The organism is Chromobacterium sp. IRSSSOUMB001 (assembly GCF_023507765.1).
Classification (GTDB): Bacteria; Pseudomonadota; Gammaproteobacteria; order Burkholderiales; family Chromobacteriaceae; genus Chromobacterium; species Chromobacterium haemolyticum.
In genome coordinates, this window is the sequence record NZ_JALCYU010000004.1 from 48943 (window position 1) to 66117 (window position 17175).

15 protein-coding genes and 2 tRNA genes are annotated in these 17175 nt (G+C 63.1%); 8 read left to right on the plus strand and 9 right to left on the minus strand.

Annotated features, from left to right (window positions below):
* Positions 1 to 6: 6 nt before the first annotated feature.
* From flhF to MOV80_RS06300, 4 genes are read left to right on the plus strand one after another with little or no spacing between them, the layout of a single operon-like run.
* Positions 7 to 1497 carry a flagellar biosynthesis protein FlhF gene (gene flhF, locus MOV80_RS06285; protein WP_107731538.1) on the plus strand — a complete coding sequence of 497 codons (1491 nt, stop codon included), beginning with the start codon at positions 7 to 9 and terminating at the stop codon, positions 1495 to 1497.
* Positions 1498 to 1502: 5 nt separating this feature from the next.
* Positions 1503 to 2372 (plus strand): flagellar synthesis regulator FleN, encoded by an 870-nt coding sequence (locus MOV80_RS06290; protein ID WP_043642233.1) that lies wholly within the window; start codon positions 1503 to 1505, stop codon positions 2370 to 2372.
* A complete protein-coding gene (locus tag MOV80_RS06295) occupies positions 2369 to 3115 on the plus strand; it encodes an RNA polymerase sigma factor FliA (protein ID WP_043590783.1) in 747 nt (248 codons plus the stop codon). The genes MOV80_RS06290 and MOV80_RS06295 overlap by 4 nt, the downstream gene beginning before the upstream one ends.
* A gap of 46 nt (positions 3116 to 3161) precedes the next feature.
* Positions 3162 to 3911: a flagellar motor protein gene (locus MOV80_RS06300; RefSeq protein ID WP_039756256.1), complete on the plus strand. Its 750-nt coding sequence runs from the start codon at positions 3162 to 3164 to the stop codon at positions 3909 to 3911.
* A gap of 64 nt (positions 3912 to 3975) precedes the next feature.
* Here the strand turns inward: MOV80_RS06300 and MOV80_RS06305 are convergent, their stop codons facing one another.
* A complete protein-coding gene (locus MOV80_RS06305; RefSeq protein ID WP_019103720.1) occupies positions 3976 to 4860 on the minus strand; it encodes a LysR family transcriptional regulator in 885 nt (294 codons plus the stop codon).
* 103 nt (positions 4861 to 4963) lie between these two features.
* Between MOV80_RS06305 and MOV80_RS06310 the strand changes: the two genes are divergently transcribed.
* The 3 genes from MOV80_RS06310 (at position 4964) to ptsG (ending at position 10191) form a co-directional block, all read left to right on the plus strand.
* On the plus strand, positions 4964 to 5350 hold the full coding sequence (locus MOV80_RS06310; RefSeq protein ID WP_019103721.1) for a DoxX family protein: 387 nt from the start codon (positions 4964 to 4966) through the stop codon (positions 5348 to 5350).
* A 468-nt stretch (positions 5351 to 5818) separates the two neighbouring features.
* Positions 5819 to 8335 (plus strand): phosphoenolpyruvate--protein phosphotransferase, encoded by a 2517-nt coding sequence (ptsP, locus tag MOV80_RS06315; RefSeq protein WP_249604934.1) that lies wholly within the window; start codon positions 5819 to 5821, stop codon positions 8333 to 8335.
* 92 nt (positions 8336 to 8427) lie between these two features.
* Positions 8428 to 10191 (plus strand): PTS glucose transporter subunit IIBC, encoded by a 1764-nt coding sequence (gene ptsG / locus MOV80_RS06320; RefSeq protein WP_107731536.1) that lies wholly within the window; start codon positions 8428 to 8430, stop codon positions 10189 to 10191.
* A 69-nt stretch (positions 10192 to 10260) separates the two neighbouring features.
* Here ptsG and MOV80_RS06325 read toward each other — a convergent pair whose 3' ends face one another.
* The 8 genes from MOV80_RS06325 to hppD all read right to left on the minus strand — a co-directional run bounded on the left by MOV80_RS06325 (position 10261) and on the right by hppD (position 16158).
* Positions 10261 to 11058 carry a Cof-type HAD-IIB family hydrolase gene (locus tag MOV80_RS06325; RefSeq protein ID WP_019103723.1) on the minus strand — a complete coding sequence of 266 codons (798 nt, stop codon included), beginning with the start codon at positions 11056 to 11058 and terminating at the stop codon, positions 10261 to 10263.
* A gap of 92 nt (positions 11059 to 11150) precedes the next feature.
* Positions 11151 to 11507 carry a carboxymuconolactone decarboxylase family protein gene (locus tag MOV80_RS06330; RefSeq protein ID WP_019103724.1) on the minus strand — a complete coding sequence of 119 codons (357 nt, stop codon included), beginning with the start codon at positions 11505 to 11507 and terminating at the stop codon, positions 11151 to 11153.
* A gap of 111 nt (positions 11508 to 11618) precedes the next feature.
* Positions 11619 to 11694 (minus strand) — tRNA-Phe (locus MOV80_RS06335).
* Positions 11695 to 11720: 26 nt separating this feature from the next.
* Positions 11721 to 11796, minus strand: a tRNA-Phe gene (locus MOV80_RS06340).
* Positions 11797 to 11948: 152 nt separating this feature from the next.
* Positions 11949 to 12593, minus strand: a complete 645-nt coding sequence (gene maiA, locus MOV80_RS06345) for a maleylacetoacetate isomerase (RefSeq protein ID WP_161524231.1) — start codon at positions 12591 to 12593, stop codon at positions 11949 to 11951.
* Entirely contained in the window at positions 12586 to 13569 is a 984-nt protein-coding gene (locus MOV80_RS06350) for a fumarylacetoacetate hydrolase family protein (RefSeq protein WP_043642212.1), read from the minus strand. Before MOV80_RS06350 ends, maiA begins: the two co-directional genes overlap by 8 nt.
* Before the next feature lie 185 nt (positions 13570 to 13754).
* Positions 13755 to 14885: a homogentisate 1,2-dioxygenase gene (locus MOV80_RS06355; protein WP_019103727.1), complete on the minus strand. Its 1131-nt coding sequence runs from the start codon at positions 14883 to 14885 to the stop codon at positions 13755 to 13757.
* A gap of 199 nt (positions 14886 to 15084) precedes the next feature.
* Positions 15085 to 16158 (minus strand): 4-hydroxyphenylpyruvate dioxygenase, encoded by a 1074-nt coding sequence (gene hppD, locus MOV80_RS06360; protein ID WP_019103728.1) that lies wholly within the window; start codon positions 16156 to 16158, stop codon positions 15085 to 15087.
* A gap of 482 nt (positions 16159 to 16640) precedes the next feature.
* Between hppD and MOV80_RS06365 the strand changes: the two genes are divergently transcribed.
* On the plus strand, positions 16641 to 17126 hold the full coding sequence (locus tag MOV80_RS06365) for an Lrp/AsnC family transcriptional regulator (RefSeq protein WP_249604935.1): 486 nt from the start codon (positions 16641 to 16643) through the stop codon (positions 17124 to 17126).
* Positions 17127 to 17175 lie beyond the last annotated feature (49 nt).

A 17175-nucleotide genomic window follows, 5' to 3' on the forward strand; every position in this document is an offset into this window, starting at 1 on the left:
TCGAACATGGTGGTGAAAAAGTTTTTCGGCAAAACCACGCGTGACGCGCTCAGACAAGTTCGAGAAGAACTGGGCGCGGACGCCCTGATTTTGTCCAACCGCCCCACCATGGGCGGAGGGGTGGAAATCATGGCGGTGGCGGACGCCGACGTCGCCAACCTCGCCACCAACCTGGCCACCTCCTCCAGCAAGCACCCGCCGCGCAACGCGCCGCCGGTGGTCAACCGCGCGCCCTCGCCGCTGCCCACCCCGGCCGGAGCGGCAGTCAACCGCGCCATCGCCCGCACTTACGCGATGCCGGTTGAACCGCTGGACAGCCCGCCGCCGCCGCGCATCGAGGCGCAGCAACCGCGCCAGCGCATTGAACCGGCCTTTGCGCCGGAACCCCAAGCCGCGCCCCGGCCGGCCCAGCCATCCTATCCGCCGCAGCAATACGCGCAAACCGCGCCGCAAGCCGCCGCCGCGCCGCGCGCGCAAGCGCCGGCTCCAAGCGCCCCGCCGCCCCGCCCCACCGCGCCTCCCGTCGCGAACAACGGCGAGGAGCCGGAGGTGATGGCTCAGGAGCTCAAGCAGATCGGCGACGAGATCAAGCTGCTGCGCAGCCTGCTGCAAAGCCAGCTGGCCAGCTTCGCCTGGTCCGATATGGAAGGCAAGGCGCCCAATCGCCTCGAATTGTTCAAGCACCTGCTGGCCATGGGTTTTTCCGCCCACCTGATCCGCCAACTGATCGAAAAGATGCCGGCTCAATATGAGGCCGAGGTCGCGGTCAAATGGGCGCGCTCGGCGCTGATGCACAACCTGAAGTGCGCGGACTCCGACAAGGAGATCATGGACCGCGGCGGCATCTACGCGCTGGTCGGCCCCACCGGCGTGGGTAAAACCACCACCGTGGCCAAGCTGGCGGCGCGCGCCACCATGCGCTTCGGCGCCCAGCATGTGGCTTTGATCACCACCGACAGCTACCGGATCGGCGCTCAGGACCAATTGCGCATTTACGGCAAGATTCTCGGCATCCCGGTGTTCTCCATCCAGAACGAGGGCGATCTGCAGCTAACGCTGGCGGATCTTTCCAACCGCCACATCGTCTTCATCGACACCGTGGGCATGGGCCAGCGCGACGCCCGAGTACTGGCGCAGATTGAAATGTTCCGCACCGCCGGCCGGCCGATAGAGCGGCTGCTGCTGCTGGCCTCCAACGCCGACGGCCAGACGCTGGAAGACGTGGTGCGCCGCTATCGCGGCGACGGCCTCACCGGCTGCGTCTTGTCCAAAATAGACGAATCCGTGGCGATGGGCCCCAGCTTGGACGTAATCATCCGCAACCGGCTGCGTCTGTTCTACATCACCAACGGACAGCGCGTGCCGGAAGACCTGCACGCCGCCCACGCCGGCTTCCTAGTGGACCGCGCGATGCGCTCGCAGCAGCAGCATTCCCCCTTCACCCTTCAGGCCGACGAACTGCCCATCATGAACGCGGCCCAGGCCGGATGGCTATAAGCGCGATGCAGGATCAAGCCGCCAGCCTCCGCCTGCTCAGCGCCCGGTCCGCGCGCGCGCCTAGCTTCGCCTTCATCGGTTCCGCCAGCGCCGGCGCCAGCACTCTGGCCACCGAACTGGCGCTGGGCCTGGCCTACGCCGGCCAGCGGCCGCTGCTGGTGGACTGCACGCTGGGCCAAGTGCAGGCGCGCCGGCTGGGCGTGCCCACCACCGCCACGCTGGAAAGCCAGGTGCTGACCCTGGGCGGGCTGGATGAGATGATGGTGAGCTCGCGCCAAGGCATTCAGTTGATCAATCTCTACGCGCGCCCGGAAGAGCGCGCGCTGTTCTCCGCCCAGTTGTGGCTGCGCTTGGGCAGCGAGTTCGCCGCGCTGGAGCGCGACGCCTCGGTGTTATTGGTTGACGCCCCCAGCCCCGCTCACGACCCGGTGCCCGCCAGCGTGGCGGACAATTTGGTATTAGTGCTCACGCCGGCGGCGGAGTCGCTGACAACGGCCTACGCTAATATCAAGAGGTTGTCCGGCAGCTACGGCCGCCAGCGCTTCAATGTGCTGATCAACCGCGCGCGCCATCTGGAGGAAGCGCGCGAACTGTTCACCCGGCTGTCCGCCGCCACCGGCGAATTCTTGTCGGTATCGCTGCGCTGGGTGGGCTTCGTGCCGATGGACAACGCGGTGCGCCGCAGCCAGACGCTGCGCCGGCCGCTGATGGAGGCGTTTCCGGACAGCGAGGCCGCGATGGCCTTCTCTCAGCTGGCCGCGGTGCTGCCGCAGTGGGACACCCAGGAAACGCCGCGCAGCGGCACCGGATTCATGGATTTGTTGATTGCCGCCTCGCGCGATTGGGCCGAGGCGGATGGAGTCAAACCGCTATGACCTTGCCGTCCTTACGCCGAACCGGCTACGCCGCCGCCTCGCCTCCCGTCGAAATCGACGTGGAGGCCTACGCGCCGCTGGTCAAGAAGCTGGCCGGCATGATGATCGCCCGCCTGCCGGCCTCGGTCGACATCGACGATCTGATCCAGGTCGGCGTCATCGGCCTGATCGAGGCCGCGCGCCAGTTCGATCCGGCCCAGGGCGTGATGTTCGAAACCTTCGCCAGCCAACGAGTGCGCGGCGCGATGTTGGATGAACTGCGCCGCGAAGACTGGATGCCGCGCCAAGCGCGCCGTCACTCGCGCCAGATCGAGGACGCCGTCCGCCAGCTGGAACATCAGTTGGGCCGCTCGCCTCTGGAGTCAGAAATCGCCGCTCAGATGGGGCTGGAACTGGAGCAATACCAAGACATGCTTGGCGATTGCCGCGGCATGACCTTGCTGCATTTCGAGGACTTTTCCAACGACGACGGCGACGCGCTGCCCGACGCGGTGGCCAATGTCGCCGACGAGGACTCTCCAGACCCGTTCGCCGCGCTGGCCGACGGCGGCTTCCGCCAAGCGCTGATAGACGGCATCAAGCTGCTGCCGGAACGCGACCAGTTGGTGATGTCCCTGTATTACGAGCAGGAATTGAACCTGAAGGAAATCGGCGCGGTGCTGGGCGTCTCCGAATCGCGGGTCAGCCAACTGCACAGCCAGGCCATCGCCCGGCTGCGCGCGCGCATCAAGGACTGGCTCTGAACCTCCGCGCCCTAACGCGGCATAACATTAAAAACCGGAACTTCGCGTGGATAAAATAAGCATTGTAGCCATTCTGATGGGCCTGACCGCCATTATCGCGGGACAGGCGCTGGAAGGCGGCAACATCGGCTCCCTGATGCAGCTGACCGCCTTCATGATCGTCATCGGCGGCACGGTCAGCGCGGTGATGCTGCAAAGCACGCCCAAGCAATTCGCCGCCGGCGTGCGCATGCTGAAATGGATTTTCCAGCCGCCTGTGCTGGACCACGACAAGATGATCCGCGAGATCATCAACTGGAGCCAGACCGCGCGCAAGGGCGGCCTGCTGGCGCTGGAAGGCTACATCAATCTGCAGAAGGATCCCTTCATCAAGAAGGCGCTGCAAATGCTGGTGGACGGCGCGGAGCCTGACACCCTGCGATCGGTGATGGATGTGGAGATCTCCATGTTCGAGCACGCGCGCAAACAGGCGGCGCGGATCTGGGAATCCGCCGGCGGCTACGCGCCGACCATGGGCATTCTGGGCGCGGTGCTGGGCCTGATCCACGTGATGGAAAACCTGTCGGACCCGTCCAAGCTTGGCGCCGGCATCGCCGTCGCCTTCGTCGCCACCGTTTACGGCGTCGGTTCCGCCAACCTGCTGTTCCTGCCAATCGCCAACAAGCTCAAGCACCTGATCGCCTCGGAAGTCGCCTTGAAAGAGCTGGTGGTGGAAGGCCTGGTCTCTATCGCCAACGGCGAAAACCCGCGCATTATTGAAAGCCGGCTCAAGGGCTTCCTGGCGATGCACGAATAAGCCGTCTCTTAGCTTGGCAACGGCCGACGGCGTCCAGCGCATGCTGAATGTCGTCGGCCGTTCGCTATTGAAAGAACTGCTGCAGATAATCGACAAAAGCCCGGACCTTGCCCGGCACATGCCGCCGCGCCGGGTACACCGCCGACAGGTCCAGGCAATGCCAGTCGTAATCGCTGAGCAGCGGCACCAGCGTGCCGTCCGCCAGACCCTGCTCCACCAGAAAGCGCGGCTGCAGAATCACCCCCATGCCGTGGACGGCGGCGTCCGTCAGGATGTCGCCGTTGTTGGCTCGCAGCATGCCCTTGACCCTGACCCGGCCGCTGCTGCCGTCCGGCGCGGTGAAATCCCATAGATTGGGCTGCGCGGTCAGCGCGTACAACAGGCACTGATGCTCGGCCAGATCCGCCGGCTTCGCCGGCGTGCCGCAACGTTGCAGATAACTGGGCGCAGCGACGACCAGATCCCGTATTCGCGCCAGCCGGCGCGCCACCAGGGAAGAGTCGGACAGGTTCGACACCCGCAGACCCAGATCGAAGCCCTCCTCCACCAAGTCCACCCGCCTGTCGTTCAGGTTCAGCTCCACTTCGATCTGCGGATACTGCAGATGAAAACCCGCCACTGCGCGCCCTAGGTAGCGCATGCCGAAGGAAACCGGCGCGGACACCCGCAAACGCCCCACCGGACTGCTGGCGCCCTGCGATAAACGGGCGTCCAGATCGTCAAGCTCGGCCAGCAGTCCGCCGGCCTGTCCCAGATAAGTCTCGCCCGCCTCGGTCAGCGACAAACGCCGCGTGGTGCGGTGCATCAGCCTCACACCCAAACGCCCTTCCAGACTGGACACCAGCTTGGTCACCATCGCTCGCGACAGCTCCAGCCGCTCCGCGGCGGCGGCAAAACTGCCCAACTCCGCCACGCAAACGAAGGCGCGGATTTCCGAAAAGCGGTCCATGATAATTTCCTATTGGTAAACAATATTTTTATTAATAGCGGATTTATTGATTTTTCTCTACATGGTCAAATGCACCCCATCGCAAACTTGATTGGAACCCACCATGAACCGCTTCCAGAACCCCGCCCTCGGCACCCTGATCCTGCGTCTGTCGCTGGGTCTGATGTACTTGTCCCACGGCCTGCTCAAACTGCTGGTGTTCACCCCGGCCGGCACCGCCGGCTACTTCGCCAGCCTGGGCCTGCCCGGCTTTGTCGGCTACCTGGCCATCCTGGCCGAAGTCGGCGGTGGCCTTCTGCTGCTGTCCGGTTTCTTCGCCCGCTGGGTGGCATTGGCGCTGACCCCTCTGCTGCTCGGCACCATCGTGCTGGTGCACGGCGCCCACGGCTGGATGTTCGCCAACGAAGGCGGCGGCTGGGAATACCCGGCCTTCCTGATCGCCGGCTCACTGGCCTTGTTCTTCCTCGGCGACAACAAGCGCCAGGCTTGAAACGTCGGCGCCTCCGGTGCGCGGCAAGGCGGCGGCCCCCGACGGGCCGCCGTTTTTCATTTCAGGCATAACAAAAATGCAACAGCCGCCCCGTTGCCGCGCCCGCGGCCAAGGCGGCTTCTTTTCCACGCAAAATCAATCCCCGCCGCAGCCGTCCCGCTCCCTTCCCCGCCGCCGACGCGCGTACTAGTGCAAATACGTGAATTCCTACTTGCGCAATTTCTTGATTGCCATCAAGCTGCACCGTTATTTCGATGTAGTTAAACTACAATATTGGCATCATATCGCCAGTTGGACAGTAAGCGTCTGTACTGTTGCGGCGCCATGAATGTCACAGTGCCATCGAATCAAGACAGGCCTATCCGTACGGTGTACCCTATCCGGCACGCCACGCGGAACCGCTCATGAAGAAGCAGGCCGACGCTCGTAATAAAACAACTGATAAATTCCCGATCTGAGGAGTTACATATGAGCACACCCTTGCCAAGACTGAAGATCCTCGCCCCCCTCTCCGGGTGGCTGGTCGCCCTGGACACCGTCCCGGATCCGGTGTTCGCCGGCAAGATGGTGGGAGACGGCATCTCGCTGGACCCCACCTCCTGCAGTCTGCTCGCGCCGGTCTCCGGCGTCGTCAGCAACCTCCATTCCGCGCACCACGCGCTCACCATCACCTCGCCCGAAGGCGTGGAAGTCATGGTGCACATCGGCATCGACACCGTCATGCTCAAAGGCCAGGGTTTCCAGCCGCTGGTGGAACAAGGACAGAGCGTCAACGCAGGTCAGGCGCTGATCGACTTCAATCTGGATTTGGTGGCGCGCAACGCGCAAAGCCTGCTGACCCAGATCATCATCACCAACGGCGACGAAACCGTCAGCGCCATGCACCGTGCCAGCGGCCTGGTCGAAGCCGGCAAGACCGCGGTGCTGGAGCTGGAACTGGCCGGCGCGGCCGCCGCCGCGGCGCCGACCGGCGGAGCCAAACTGCTGTCGCCGGAAATCGAAATCACCAATCCAGCCGGCCTGCACGCTCGCCCGGCCGCCGTGTTCGCCAGCAAGGCGAAAAGCTTCCAGTCAGACATCCACTTGCTGCTGGACGAACAGTCCGCCAACGCCAAGTCCGTGGTCGGCGTGATGGGCCTGTCCACCCGCAAGGGCGACAAAGTGCGCATCGAAGCCGCCGGCGAGGACGCTGAACAGGCGCTGGCCGAACTGACCCAACTGCTGCTGGACCGCTGCGGCGAGGCCGAAGACGAAGCGCCGGCAACGCCCGCGCCCATCGCCGCCGCGGCCCAACAACTGGAAAGCGCGGAGTTGCTGGTCGGCGTCGGCGCCTCTCCCGGCCTGGCCATCGGCCGCGTTTACCATCACCGGCTGCAGGAATTCGACGTGCCGGAATTCGGCCAAGGCGCCAGCCTGGAGCAGCAGCACTTCGCCCGCGCCACTGAAGAAGCCGCCCAGCAGATAGACGCGGTCAAGAGTCAACTGACCGACAAAGCCAAACAAGCCATCCTGTCCATGCACCAGGAACTGCTGCAAGACCCGGACCTGCTGGCGCAAACCTACGCCGGCCTGGCGGACGGCAAATCCGCCGCCTGGTCCTGGCGCGCCGCCTTCAGTTCCTACTCCGCGCGCCTGGAAGCGCAAGACAACGCACTGCTGCGAGAGCGCGCAAACGACATCCGCGACGTGGGCCGCCGGGTGCTGGCCTTGCTGGCAGGCATCAAACAGGCCAGCCTGGACGTGCCGGCCGGCTCCATTCTAATCGCGGAAGACCTGACTCCATCCGACACCGCCGCGCTGGATCCCAAAAAAGTGCGGGGTTTCTGTACCCGCACCGGCGGCGCCACCAGCCACGTGGCCATCCTGGCCCGTTCGCTGGGCATCCCGGCGATCTGTGGCATCTCCCAAGCCGCGCTGGCCCTGCCCGACAGCGAACAAGTCATCATCGACGGCGGCCGCGGCACGCTGCGCATCGCGCCGAACGCCGAGCAACTGGCCACCGCCGAGGCGGAGATCGCGCAAATCGCGGAACGCCGCGCGGCCGAGGCGGCGATGTCGCAGCGGGAAGCCCGCACCAGCGACGGCGTCCGCATCGAAGTGGTGGCCAATATCCGCAACGCCGCCGACGCGCGCGAAGCGGTGGCCAAGGGCGCCGAAGGCGTGGGCCTGCTGCGTTCGGAGTTCCTGTTCGACAACCGCGACACCCCGCCCAGCGAGCAGGAACAGGCGGAGGAATACTGCGCGGTGGCCCGCGCGCTCGGCGCGGAACGACCGCTGGTGGTGCGCACGCTGGACGTGGGCGGCGACAAGCCGCTGTCCTATCTGCCGCTGCCCAAGGAGGACAACCCCTTCCTCGGCCTGCGCGGCATCCGCGTCAGCCTGGAGCGTCCGGACCTGCTGCGCACCCAGTTGCGCGCCATCCTGCAGGCCGCGCCGCTGACCCGCCTGCACATCATGTTCCCGATGGTGGCCTCGCTGGACGAGCTGCGCGCCGCCAAGGCCGTCCTGGCCGAAGAGCAAGCCGCCAGCGGCCGGCAAGACGTCAAGGTGGGCATCATGGTGGAAGTGCCGTCCGCCGCCGTCATGGCCGCGCGCTTCGCGCCGGAAGTGGACTTCTTCTCCATCGGCACCAACGACCTGACCCAGTACGTGCTGGCGATGGACCGCGGCCACCCGCAGCTGGCCAAGCAGGCCGACGCGCTGCACCCTGCGGTGCTGGCGATGATAGCGATGACCTGCGACGGCGCGCGCGCCCACGGCAAATGGGTGGGCATCTGCGGCGGCCTGGCCTCAGACGAGCGCGCCGCGCCGCTGCTGGTGGGCATGGGCGTCACCGAGCTGTCGGTCAGCACCCCGGCGCTGGCCGCGGTCAAGGCCACGCTGTCGCGCTGGAGCGCGGAGGAGTGCCGGACCCTGGCGCAACAGGCGCTGGCCCTGTCCACGGCGAGCGAAGTCCGCGAACACCTGAACGCGCAAGCCAGATAAACGCAAGAGAATCTCCGGCCATCCGGAGCGATGTGGGGCGGCGAGCGCGCCGCCCGCTATTTCCTACGCTGTTGAGCAAGGAATGAACCACCATGTTTAGTCAATCATTCGCATTTCTGCAAAAGATCGGCAAAGCGCTGATGCTGCCGGTGGCCGTGCTGCCGGTAGCCGGCCTGCTGCTGGGCATAGGCGCCACCGATTTCCACACCCAGAGCACCGTGGTGCTGGCCATCCTGTCGCTGATGAAAAACGCCGGCGACGTGATCTTCGGCAATCTGCCGCTGATCTTCGCCGTCGGCGTGGCGCTGGGCTTTACCGAGAACGATGGCGTGGCCGCGATCGCCGCGGTGATCGGCCATCTGGTCACCACCGTCACACTAGGGGTGATGGCCGGCCTGATGGGCGTAAAACCCGATACCATCATGGGCCTGCCGTCGATACAGACCGGCGTGTTCGGCGGCATTCTCGCCGGCGGACTGGCGGCGTATATGTTCAACCGCTATTACCGGATCAAATTGCCCGAATATCTGGGCTTCTTCGCCGGCAAGCGCTTTGTGCCCATCGTCACCGCCATCAGCGCCATCGCGCTGGGCGTGGCTCTGTCCTTCATCTGGCCGCCGATAGGCAACGCCATCAAGAGCTTCTCGCAGTGGGCCGCGGTCAGCGATCCGCGCACCGCCGCCACCGTCTACGGCTTTGTCGAGCGTCTGCTGTTGCCCTTTGGCCTGCACCACATCTGGAACGTGCCCTTCTTCTTTGAAATCGGCGCCTTCCCCGACGCGGTAAGCGGCAAAATGATACACGGCGACATCAACCGCTTCTTCGCCGGCGACCCCACCGCGGGCATCCTGTCCGGGGCCTTCCTGTTCAAGATGTTCGGCCTGCCGGCCGCGGCCATCGCCATCTGGCATTCGGCCAAACCGGAGAACCGCGTCAAAGTGGGCGGCATCATGATTTCCGCCGCTCTAACGTCCTTCCTCACCGGCATCACCGAGCCCATCGAATTCTCCTTCCTGTTCGTGGCGCCGGTGCTGTATTTCCTCCATGCCTGCCTGGCGGCGTCGGCGCAATTCATCGCCAACACCCTGGACATGCACATGGGCTTCACCTTCTCCCAGGGCGGCATCGATTTCCTGATGTTCAACCTGATCGGAGATAAGGCCAAGCACGCCTGGTACGTGTTCATCCTCGGTCCGATCTACGCGGCCATCTACTACGGGGTGTTCCGCTTCGTCATCGCCAAGTTCAACCTGAAAACCCCGGGCCGCGAGGACGAGAGCGCCGATGCAGGCGAAACAGTCAGCGAAGACGCGCGCGCGCGCGAATTGGTGCTGGCCTTTGGCGGCCGCAGCAACATCAGCAGCCTGGACGCCTGCATCACCCGCCTGCGCATCGCGGTGCGGGAACCCGCCAAGGTGAATCAGGCCAAGCTCAAGAGCATGGGCGCATCCGGCGTGGTGGTAGTGGGCACCGGCATCCAGGCCATCTTCGGCCCGCAGTCGGAAAACCTGAAAACCGATATGGAAATCTATCTGCGCGGCGCCGGCGCGGACGCCGAAGTCGACGCGCCCGCCAGCGCGCCGGCTCCAGTGCTTCATGCCGCAACACCGACGCCCGCCGCCGATCAGAACCAGGCCGCGGCGCTGCTCCAGGCGCTGGGCGGCGCGGCCAATCTGGCCAAGGTGGAAGCCATCGCCCATACCCGCTTGCGCGTGGAGCTGAAACAGGGCGCGCTGTTCAATCAGGACGCCGCTCGCGCGGCCGGCGTGGCGGCGATGCAGGAAGTGGCTCCCGGCGTCTGGCACCTGATCGTCGGCGACCGGGCCGCCGGCCTGGCGCAAGCGCTGCAAGACTGAACGGGCGCGCCCCGACATGCAAAACGCCAGCGCTTGCGCTGGCGTTTTTTATTGGAACTCCGTTTACGACTACAAGGCGAACAACTCGCGCAAATGGCGGGCCACCCCTGCCTCGCGGTTGCTGCCTATGCGCGGCACATCCGGCAGTTGCTCTGCCAGACGAGCCTGGGCGTTGCCCATCATCCGCGGGTGGCCGGCAGTGCGCAGCAGTTCGATATCGTTTTGGCCGTCGCCGAAAGCCAGGCAATGCGCCTTATCCAGGCCCAAATCCGCCAACACCAGCTCCAGCGCGTGGCCTTTGGATACGCCGGGCGCCATCACTTCCAGGCAGTCGTCGGCCGAGAAAGTAATGTACAGCTCATCGCCAAAGGCCTGGTGCAGCTTGCGCTCCACCTCCAGCAAATGTGCGTGCTCGCCGATGTAGAGCACCTTGCCGACACCCGCGCCGCTGTGTCCGGCCAGATCGGCCAATTGATAGCGCAAGCCGGAATCGGCGTGGAAGTTCAACAAATACTGGCAGGGTTGATCGATCAGCCAGGCGTCGTCCAAATAGAAGTTCAACACGGTGCCGCCGGCGAATTCCGCTTGCGCCAGCCGGCGCACCAGGGCGGGATCGATATCCTGGCGATGCACCAGCTGGTCGTCGGGATCATGCACCCGCGCGCCGTTGGAGGTGATCAGGTGGGCGCGAATGCCCAGCGCCTGACGGATGCCCTGCACGTCCAGATAATGGCGGCCGGTGGCGATGGCGAACTGCACGCCGCGCGCTTGCAAAGCCTGCAAGGTGCTGGCGGTGAAATCGTCCACTGCGTGATTGGGGTCCAGCAAGGTGCCATCCAGATCGGATGCGATGAAGTGATACACCATCAAACTCCCGCGACAACAGAAGCGCATAGTATACGCCCGCTCGGCGGCGCTGCCCATCAATGCGAGCGGGCGCTTTCTGATCCAAACCGGTATCAGTTGGGCGCGGCCTCGCCGCCAAACTGCTCATAGGCCTGCAGCGCCTCCGCCGCGGTCATCAAGGACGGACCGCCGCCCATATAAATAGCCACTTGCAACATCTCCATGAATTCGGCGCGGCTGCAACCCAGTTCCACCAGCGCCTTGGCGTGGAAAGCCAGGCAACCATGACAACGGTTGGCGATGCCGATGGCCAGAGCGATCAGCTCCTTGGTCCGGTTCGACAATGCGCCGTCCGCGTGAGCGGCGCGGCTCATCTGGCCGAAGCCTTTCATGGTTTCCGGGATTTCCTTGCGCAGCTTGCTCAACTCCGCGCCGAGTTCCGCGCTTAATTCAGGATAGCCGTAACTCATGACCTGTCTCCTCAACATAACAATATATATTATATTTAATCATATATCGAAAGGCAGAAGCAAGCGGCAATGCAAAAAGCCGAACTCAACGAGTTCGGCTTTTTTGGTATCTGGTGGCCAGTCGCGGAATCGAACCACGGACACGCGGATTTTCAATCCGCTGCTCTACCAACTGAGCTAACTGGCCGACGGGTGCTGAAGCTAAGGCGGTGATGGTGGCCAGTCGCGGAATCGAACCACGGACACGCGGATTTTCAATCCGCTGCTCTACCAACTGAGCTAACTGGCCATCACTGCTGCGCTGTCGCGCCGTCAGAGCCACGCATTTAATCAGAGGACGCTACTCGCGTCAAGGAATAATTACAAAAAAACGAGCTGCCGTCAGACAGGAAAAACAGACGGGCCGGTCCTCCGAGAAGACCGGCCCGCCGGATCAAAGACTTAGATCGCGTCCGGCTGACGAGACGGATGCGCGTCGGCGAAAGCCGACAACCGCTCCAGCGCGTCGGCTATGCGAACGATGTTTGGATAAGCCGCCAGATCCAAGCCGAAACGCCGGGCGCTGAATACCTGCGGCAGCAGGCAAACATCGGCCAGCGTCGGCTGCTCGCCCGCCGCGTAGCGGCCAGGCGTTGCGGCCAGCAACGGCTCCAGCGCGTCGAAGCCGGTCTGAATCCAGTGCCGTATCCATTCCGCCTTGCCTTCCTCGTCCTTGCCGTACTCGGTCTGCAGATACTTGCCAACCCGGACGTTTTGTAATGGGTGGATATCGGCGGCGATGGCCAGCGCCAGCGCGCGGACCCGCGCCCTCGCCGCCGCGCCGGCCGGCAACAGCCGCGGCGTATCCGGATAGGCTTCGTCCAGATATTCGCAGATGGCCAGGGACTGCGCGATCTTGACCCCGCCGTCATCCAGCAACGGCACCAAGCCCTGTGGGTTGATCGCCAGATACTCGGGGCTGCGCTGCTCGCCCTTGAGCAAATTGACCGCTTGATAACGGTAATCCAGCCCCTTGAGATTCAGCGCGATGCGCACCCGATAGGAGGCGCTGGAACGGAAATAACCGTACAGCACGCGTTCAGTCATGCTTCACCACAATCTGCTCAATGGCGCCGAAGATGCTGGCGCCGGCGGCGTCCTTCATCTCGATGCGAACGCGGTCGCCCACTTTCATGAACGGAGTGGTCGGCGCGCCAGTCTCGATGGTCTCTATCATCCGCTGTTCCGCCAGGCAGCAGGAGCCTACGCTACGGTCGTGATTGGACACGGTGCCGGAGCCGATGATGGAGCCGGCCGCCAGTTCTCGGGTCTTGGCTACGTGAGCCACCAACTGCGGGAAGCTGAACTGCATTTCCACGCCGGCGTTGGGATGGCCGTAAGGCGCGCCATTGTATTCAACCAGCAGCGGCAAATGCGCCTTGCCGTCGCGCCAGGCCGCGCCCAGCTCATCCGGGGTCACCGCAACCGGCGAGAAGGCGGTGGCGGGCTTGCTCTGGAAAAAGCCGAAACCCTTGGCCAGTTCGTTGGGAATCAGATTGCGCAGGCTGACGTCGTTGACCAGCATCAGCAAGCGGATATGACCGGCGCAGGCGGCGGCGTCGGCGCCAAGCGGCACATCGCCGGTGATCACCGCCACCTCGCCCTCAAAGTCCAAGCCCCAGGCTTCGTCGCGCAGCGGAATGGGCGCCAGCGGCGGCAGGAAGGCGTCGGAGCCGCCCTGGTACATCAGCGGGTCGTGGTAGAAGCTGGCCGGCACTTCCGCGCCGCGCGCCTTGCGCACCAGCTCGACATGGTTCAGATAGGCGCTACCGTCCGCCCATTGATAGGCGCGCGGCAGCGGGCTATGACAACGCTGCGCCTCAAACGGGAAAGCGCCCGGCACCTCGCCTTCGTTAAGCGCGGCGTAAACCTCCTGCAAACGCGGCGCCAGCGCGTCCCAACCGTCCAGAGCCTGCTGCAGGCTGGCGGCGATCTGCGGCACCGCCACCGCGCGGGACAGGTCGCGGCTGACAACCAACAACTGGCCGTCGCGAGTTTGATTCTGATAAGTGGCGAGTTTCATCTTCTATTCTTTCTGCAGCTGGGCAGCTGAAAATCCAGTGATACTGGTATGACATGAAAGCTTCGTTTGAGGAGCATTTCGGCGCAAGCGGGCTGAGGTCGAAACGAGAAGCGCAGCGGTACAAGCGGTACCTCGAGCATCACAGTTTCGAGATCAGCCTGCGCAGTAGAAATGAACTCAAACAATCAGGGCTTGGGTTTCCAACTATCCACATATTGGGCCCACTCCACCTCCGGCATCTGCGGCCCCTGCTCCAACGCGTCGCGCGTGTCTATCATCACCGCCACTTCGTCGGTAAAGGTCTTGGGGTCTGTCATCGCCTTGGCGAAGGCTTTGGGATGGGGCCCGTGGGTGAAGCCGGCCGGGTGGAAAGTCAGCATGCCCGGCTTGATGTTGTCGCGGCTGAAGAAATCGCCGGCGTGGTAGAAGATCACTTCGTCGTAATCGTCGTTGTTGTGATAGAACGGGACCTTCAAAGCGCCGGGATCGGACTCTATCGGCCGCGGCACAAAGGTGCAGATCACGAAACCGTCAGCGACGAAAGTCGTGTGCGCAGACGGCGGCAAATGGTAGCGATGGCTCATCAGCGGCCGGATGTCGCGCCAGTTGATGCGAGCGACGGAATGGTTGCCGTGCCAACCTATCGCGTCCAGCGGATTGAACGGATAGGTCACGGTGGACAGGGCGCCGCGGCGCTTGATCACCACTTGCCACTCGTCCTCGGTCTGCTGGGCGCGGAAGGCGTCGTTGATCGCCGGCACGTCCAGCATCGCCTCGTCGAAAATGGCGTGCGGCCCCACCAGCCCCTTGTCCGGCAACTGGTAGGCGCCGTTGCTCGCCTCAATCAATAGCATGGTGGTGGGCGCGGCCGGCTCGATACGCCAACTGGTGGAGCGCGGCATCAGGATGTAGTCACCGTCGCGATAACTCAAATGGCCGTAATCGCAAAATAGCTCGCCACTGCCGGCGTGGATGAACAGCATGTCGTCGCCGTCGCCATTGCGGAACAGCTGAGTCATCGCCTGATCCACGCTCCAGATGCGCAGCTTGCATTGGGCGTTGTGCAACACCAGCGGAGCGGCCCAGGGCGCGGCCACGTTCTTGGGCAGCTCGTTCAGGTCAAAAGCGCGCGGGCGCAGCGGGCCCTCCCAGGCGCTCCAGCCGGTGGGCGGGTGCTTGTGATGCAGATGAGTGGCGGGGCCGAAAAAACCACTGCGGCCCACTTCGCGCTCATAAATGGCTGTGTCCGGAAAGTCGGCGTGCGCCTGGCGCGAGACGGTGCCTTCGCGGTGGGGATATTGAATCCATTTACGCATGGTGTGTCCTTCAATCCCGCCGCCCAGGCGGCGGGATGGCATCGATAGAACTGCGGGCTTAAAGCCGGTTCGTAGTCTGCCGCGCCTCAGCGACGCCGTGGTGGAACCGGCTGCGGAATGCTCATGCGCCGTGGCGCGCTCCGCTTCTTCAGCCGCAACGGCTGGCTTCGCCTTGGCCCGCGGGATCGTAAACCGCTATTTAAATGACGCCGCGGCGGATCTGATCTTCTTCAATCGACTCGAACAGCGCGCGGAAGTTGCCCTCGCCAAATCCCTCGTTGCCCTTGCGTTGAATGATCTCGAAGAAGATCGGGCCGATCACGGTCTCGGTAAAGATCTGCAGCAGGATGCCGGCACCGTCCACCGGCGCGCCGTCCACCAGGATGTGGTTCTTGCGCAGACGCTCCAGGTCCTCGCCGTGTCCCGGCACGCGCTCGTCCACTTTCTCATAATAGGTGTCGGGAGTGTCGAGAAAACGAGTGCCGGCGGCTTTCAGCGTTTCCACGGTCTTGTAAATGTCGCGGGTGGTCAACGCGATGTGCTGGATGCCTTCGCCGTGGTATTCGCGCAGGAATTCCTCGATCTGGCTCTTGTCGTCGGAGGACTCGTTGATCGGGATGCGAATCTTGCCGCAGGGGCTGGTCATCGCCTGGGACACCAGACCGGTAAGCTTGCCCTCGATGTCGAAGTAGCGGATTTCGCGGAAGTTGGCGATATCGGTGTAGAAGCCCGCCCACTTGGCCATATTGCCGCGGAACACGTTGTGGGTCAGGTGATCGATCTCATACAGACCCACGCCTTCCGGATGCTGGTCCACGCCCTCCAGCGGCACGAAGTCCACGTCGTAGATGCTGTGTTCCGGGCCGTAGCGATCGACGAAATACAGCGCCGAGCCGCCAATCCCCTCCACTGCAGGAATATTCAGCTCCATGAAACCGATTGGGCGCTCGTACTTTTTGGCGCCGTGGGCCAATGCGTATTCATAGGCCTTGGCCGCGTCCTTGACGCGCCACGCCATCGCACAAGCCGACGGGCCGTGTTCATGGCCAAAGGCGTTGGCCGGCTGCGACGGTTCGCCGTTCAAGATGAAATTGATATCGCCCTGGCGGAACAGGCTGACGTTCTTGCTGCGGTGGCGCGCGACTTCGCTGAACCCCAACGACAGGAACAGGGCCTTCAGCTTGGCGATGCCTTCCGTTGTGGGGGACGTGTATTCGACAAATTCAAAACCGTCGGTAGCCAGAGGATTCTGCAGCATAGTTTCCATTTTCATCTGTTTCTCCTGTTGTAGATGAGTGTGTGGCCGGTTGGCGGCAAGCGGAGCATGACGCCGCTCTGAACTGGCGACTTGATCTTGCGTTCCGCGCAACAAGCTTGTTTATAAACAAATAACAGTAGCTTTTGATGACATGTCTTGTGATAGTCTTGTCATGACATGTTGTAAAAAGCCCTGCGCAACGCATTTGGCTTCACGTGGAAAAGTCGGAAGAAAAAAGACTTATCAGGAGGGGCGCGCTAGCCGCGCGTTGATTAAGCTTGCCGTGACGCGCGGCAAGCTTCTCCTCAAAATGTGAATCTTATCTCCGCCGTCTTATTCACTCGACAAACCCCGGTGCTTTTTTAGCGCCGTGTGTAGAATGCGTTTTTAGGCTTTTTATTCTATGGAAACCACGGGGCAATTTTCTTGCTAAATACCAAGAAACCATTAATAACTAAGTATAAAACACTAATATTTTGCCTCTTTTAGGAGAAAACATGCCAAGTCTTACATTAGATAAGACAGACTTGCGTATTCTGGCCGAACTTCAGCATGACGGCCGCTTAACCAATGTGGAATTAGCAGAACGGGTGGCCCTGTCTCCATCCCCTTGCCTGCGTCGCCTGAAACAGCTGGAGGAGTCCGGCGTGATTCGCCAATACGTGGCGCTGCTGGACCCCACCCGCATTGGCTTGGGCCTGCAAGCCTGGGTGCGGGTTACGCTGGAAAAACGCGGCAACGCGCATTTGCAAAGCTTCATCGAGGCGGTGCAAAGCTGGCAGGAGGTCATCAATTGCTTTGCGATGACCGGCGAGATGGACTATCTGCTGCAAGTGTATTTCGAGGACATGGAGCACTTTTCGCGCTTCGTGATGGACGAGCTGTTGCAACACCCCGGTGTCGCCGATGTGAAGTCCAGTTTCGTGCTCAAGGAGATCAAGCGGACGACCTCACTGCCGCTCGGCCAGTTGCGTGGTCTTTAAGGCGGAGCGGCCTTGCGCCGCATGTGGATTCGAAACAAAACGGCCCGGT

Bases quoted from the DNA above. Each gene is read 5' to 3' on its own strand.
- MOV80_RS06365 (WP_249604935.1), top strand. From the start codon at position 16,641: ATGCCAAGTCTTACATTAGATAAGACAGACTTGCGTATTCTGGCCGAA.
- hppD (WP_019103728.1), bottom strand. From the start codon at position 16,158: ATGAAAATGGAAACTATGCTGCAGAATCCTCTGGCTACCGACGGTTTT.
- MOV80_RS06295 (WP_043590783.1), top strand. From the start codon at position 2,369: ATGACCTTGCCGTCCTTACGCCGAACCGGCTACGCCGCCGCCTCGCCT.
- MOV80_RS06355 (WP_019103727.1), bottom strand. From the start codon at position 14,885: ATGCGTAAATGGATTCAATATCCCCACCGCGAAGGCACCGTCTCGCGC.
- ptsP (WP_249604934.1), top strand. From the start codon at position 5,819: ATGAGCACACCCTTGCCAAGACTGAAGATCCTCGCCCCCCTCTCCGGG.
- MOV80_RS06330 (WP_019103724.1), bottom strand. From the start codon at position 11,507: ATGAGTTACGGCTATCCTGAATTAAGCGCGGAACTCGGCGCGGAGTTG.
- MOV80_RS06305 (WP_019103720.1), bottom strand. From the start codon at position 4,860: ATGGACCGCTTTTCGGAAATCCGCGCCTTCGTTTGCGTGGCGGAGTTG.
- MOV80_RS06310 (WP_019103721.1), top strand. From the start codon at position 4,964: ATGAACCGCTTCCAGAACCCCGCCCTCGGCACCCTGATCCTGCGTCTG.
- MOV80_RS06290 (WP_043642233.1), top strand. From the start codon at position 1,503: ATGCAGGATCAAGCCGCCAGCCTCCGCCTGCTCAGCGCCCGGTCCGCG.
- MOV80_RS06325 (WP_019103723.1), bottom strand. From the start codon at position 11,058: ATGGTGTATCACTTCATCGCATCCGATCTGGATGGCACCTTGCTGGAC.
- ptsG (WP_107731536.1), top strand. From the start codon at position 8,428: ATGTTTAGTCAATCATTCGCATTTCTGCAAAAGATCGGCAAAGCGCTG.
- maiA (WP_161524231.1), bottom strand. From the start codon at position 12,593: ATGACTGAACGCGTGCTGTACGGTTATTTCCGTTCCAGCGCCTCCTAT.
- MOV80_RS06350 (WP_043642212.1), bottom strand. From the start codon at position 13,569: ATGAAACTCGCCACTTATCAGAATCAAACTCGCGACGGCCAGTTGTTG.
- flhF (WP_107731538.1), top strand. From the start codon at position 7: ATGGTGGTGAAAAAGTTTTTCGGCAAAACCACGCGTGACGCGCTCAGA.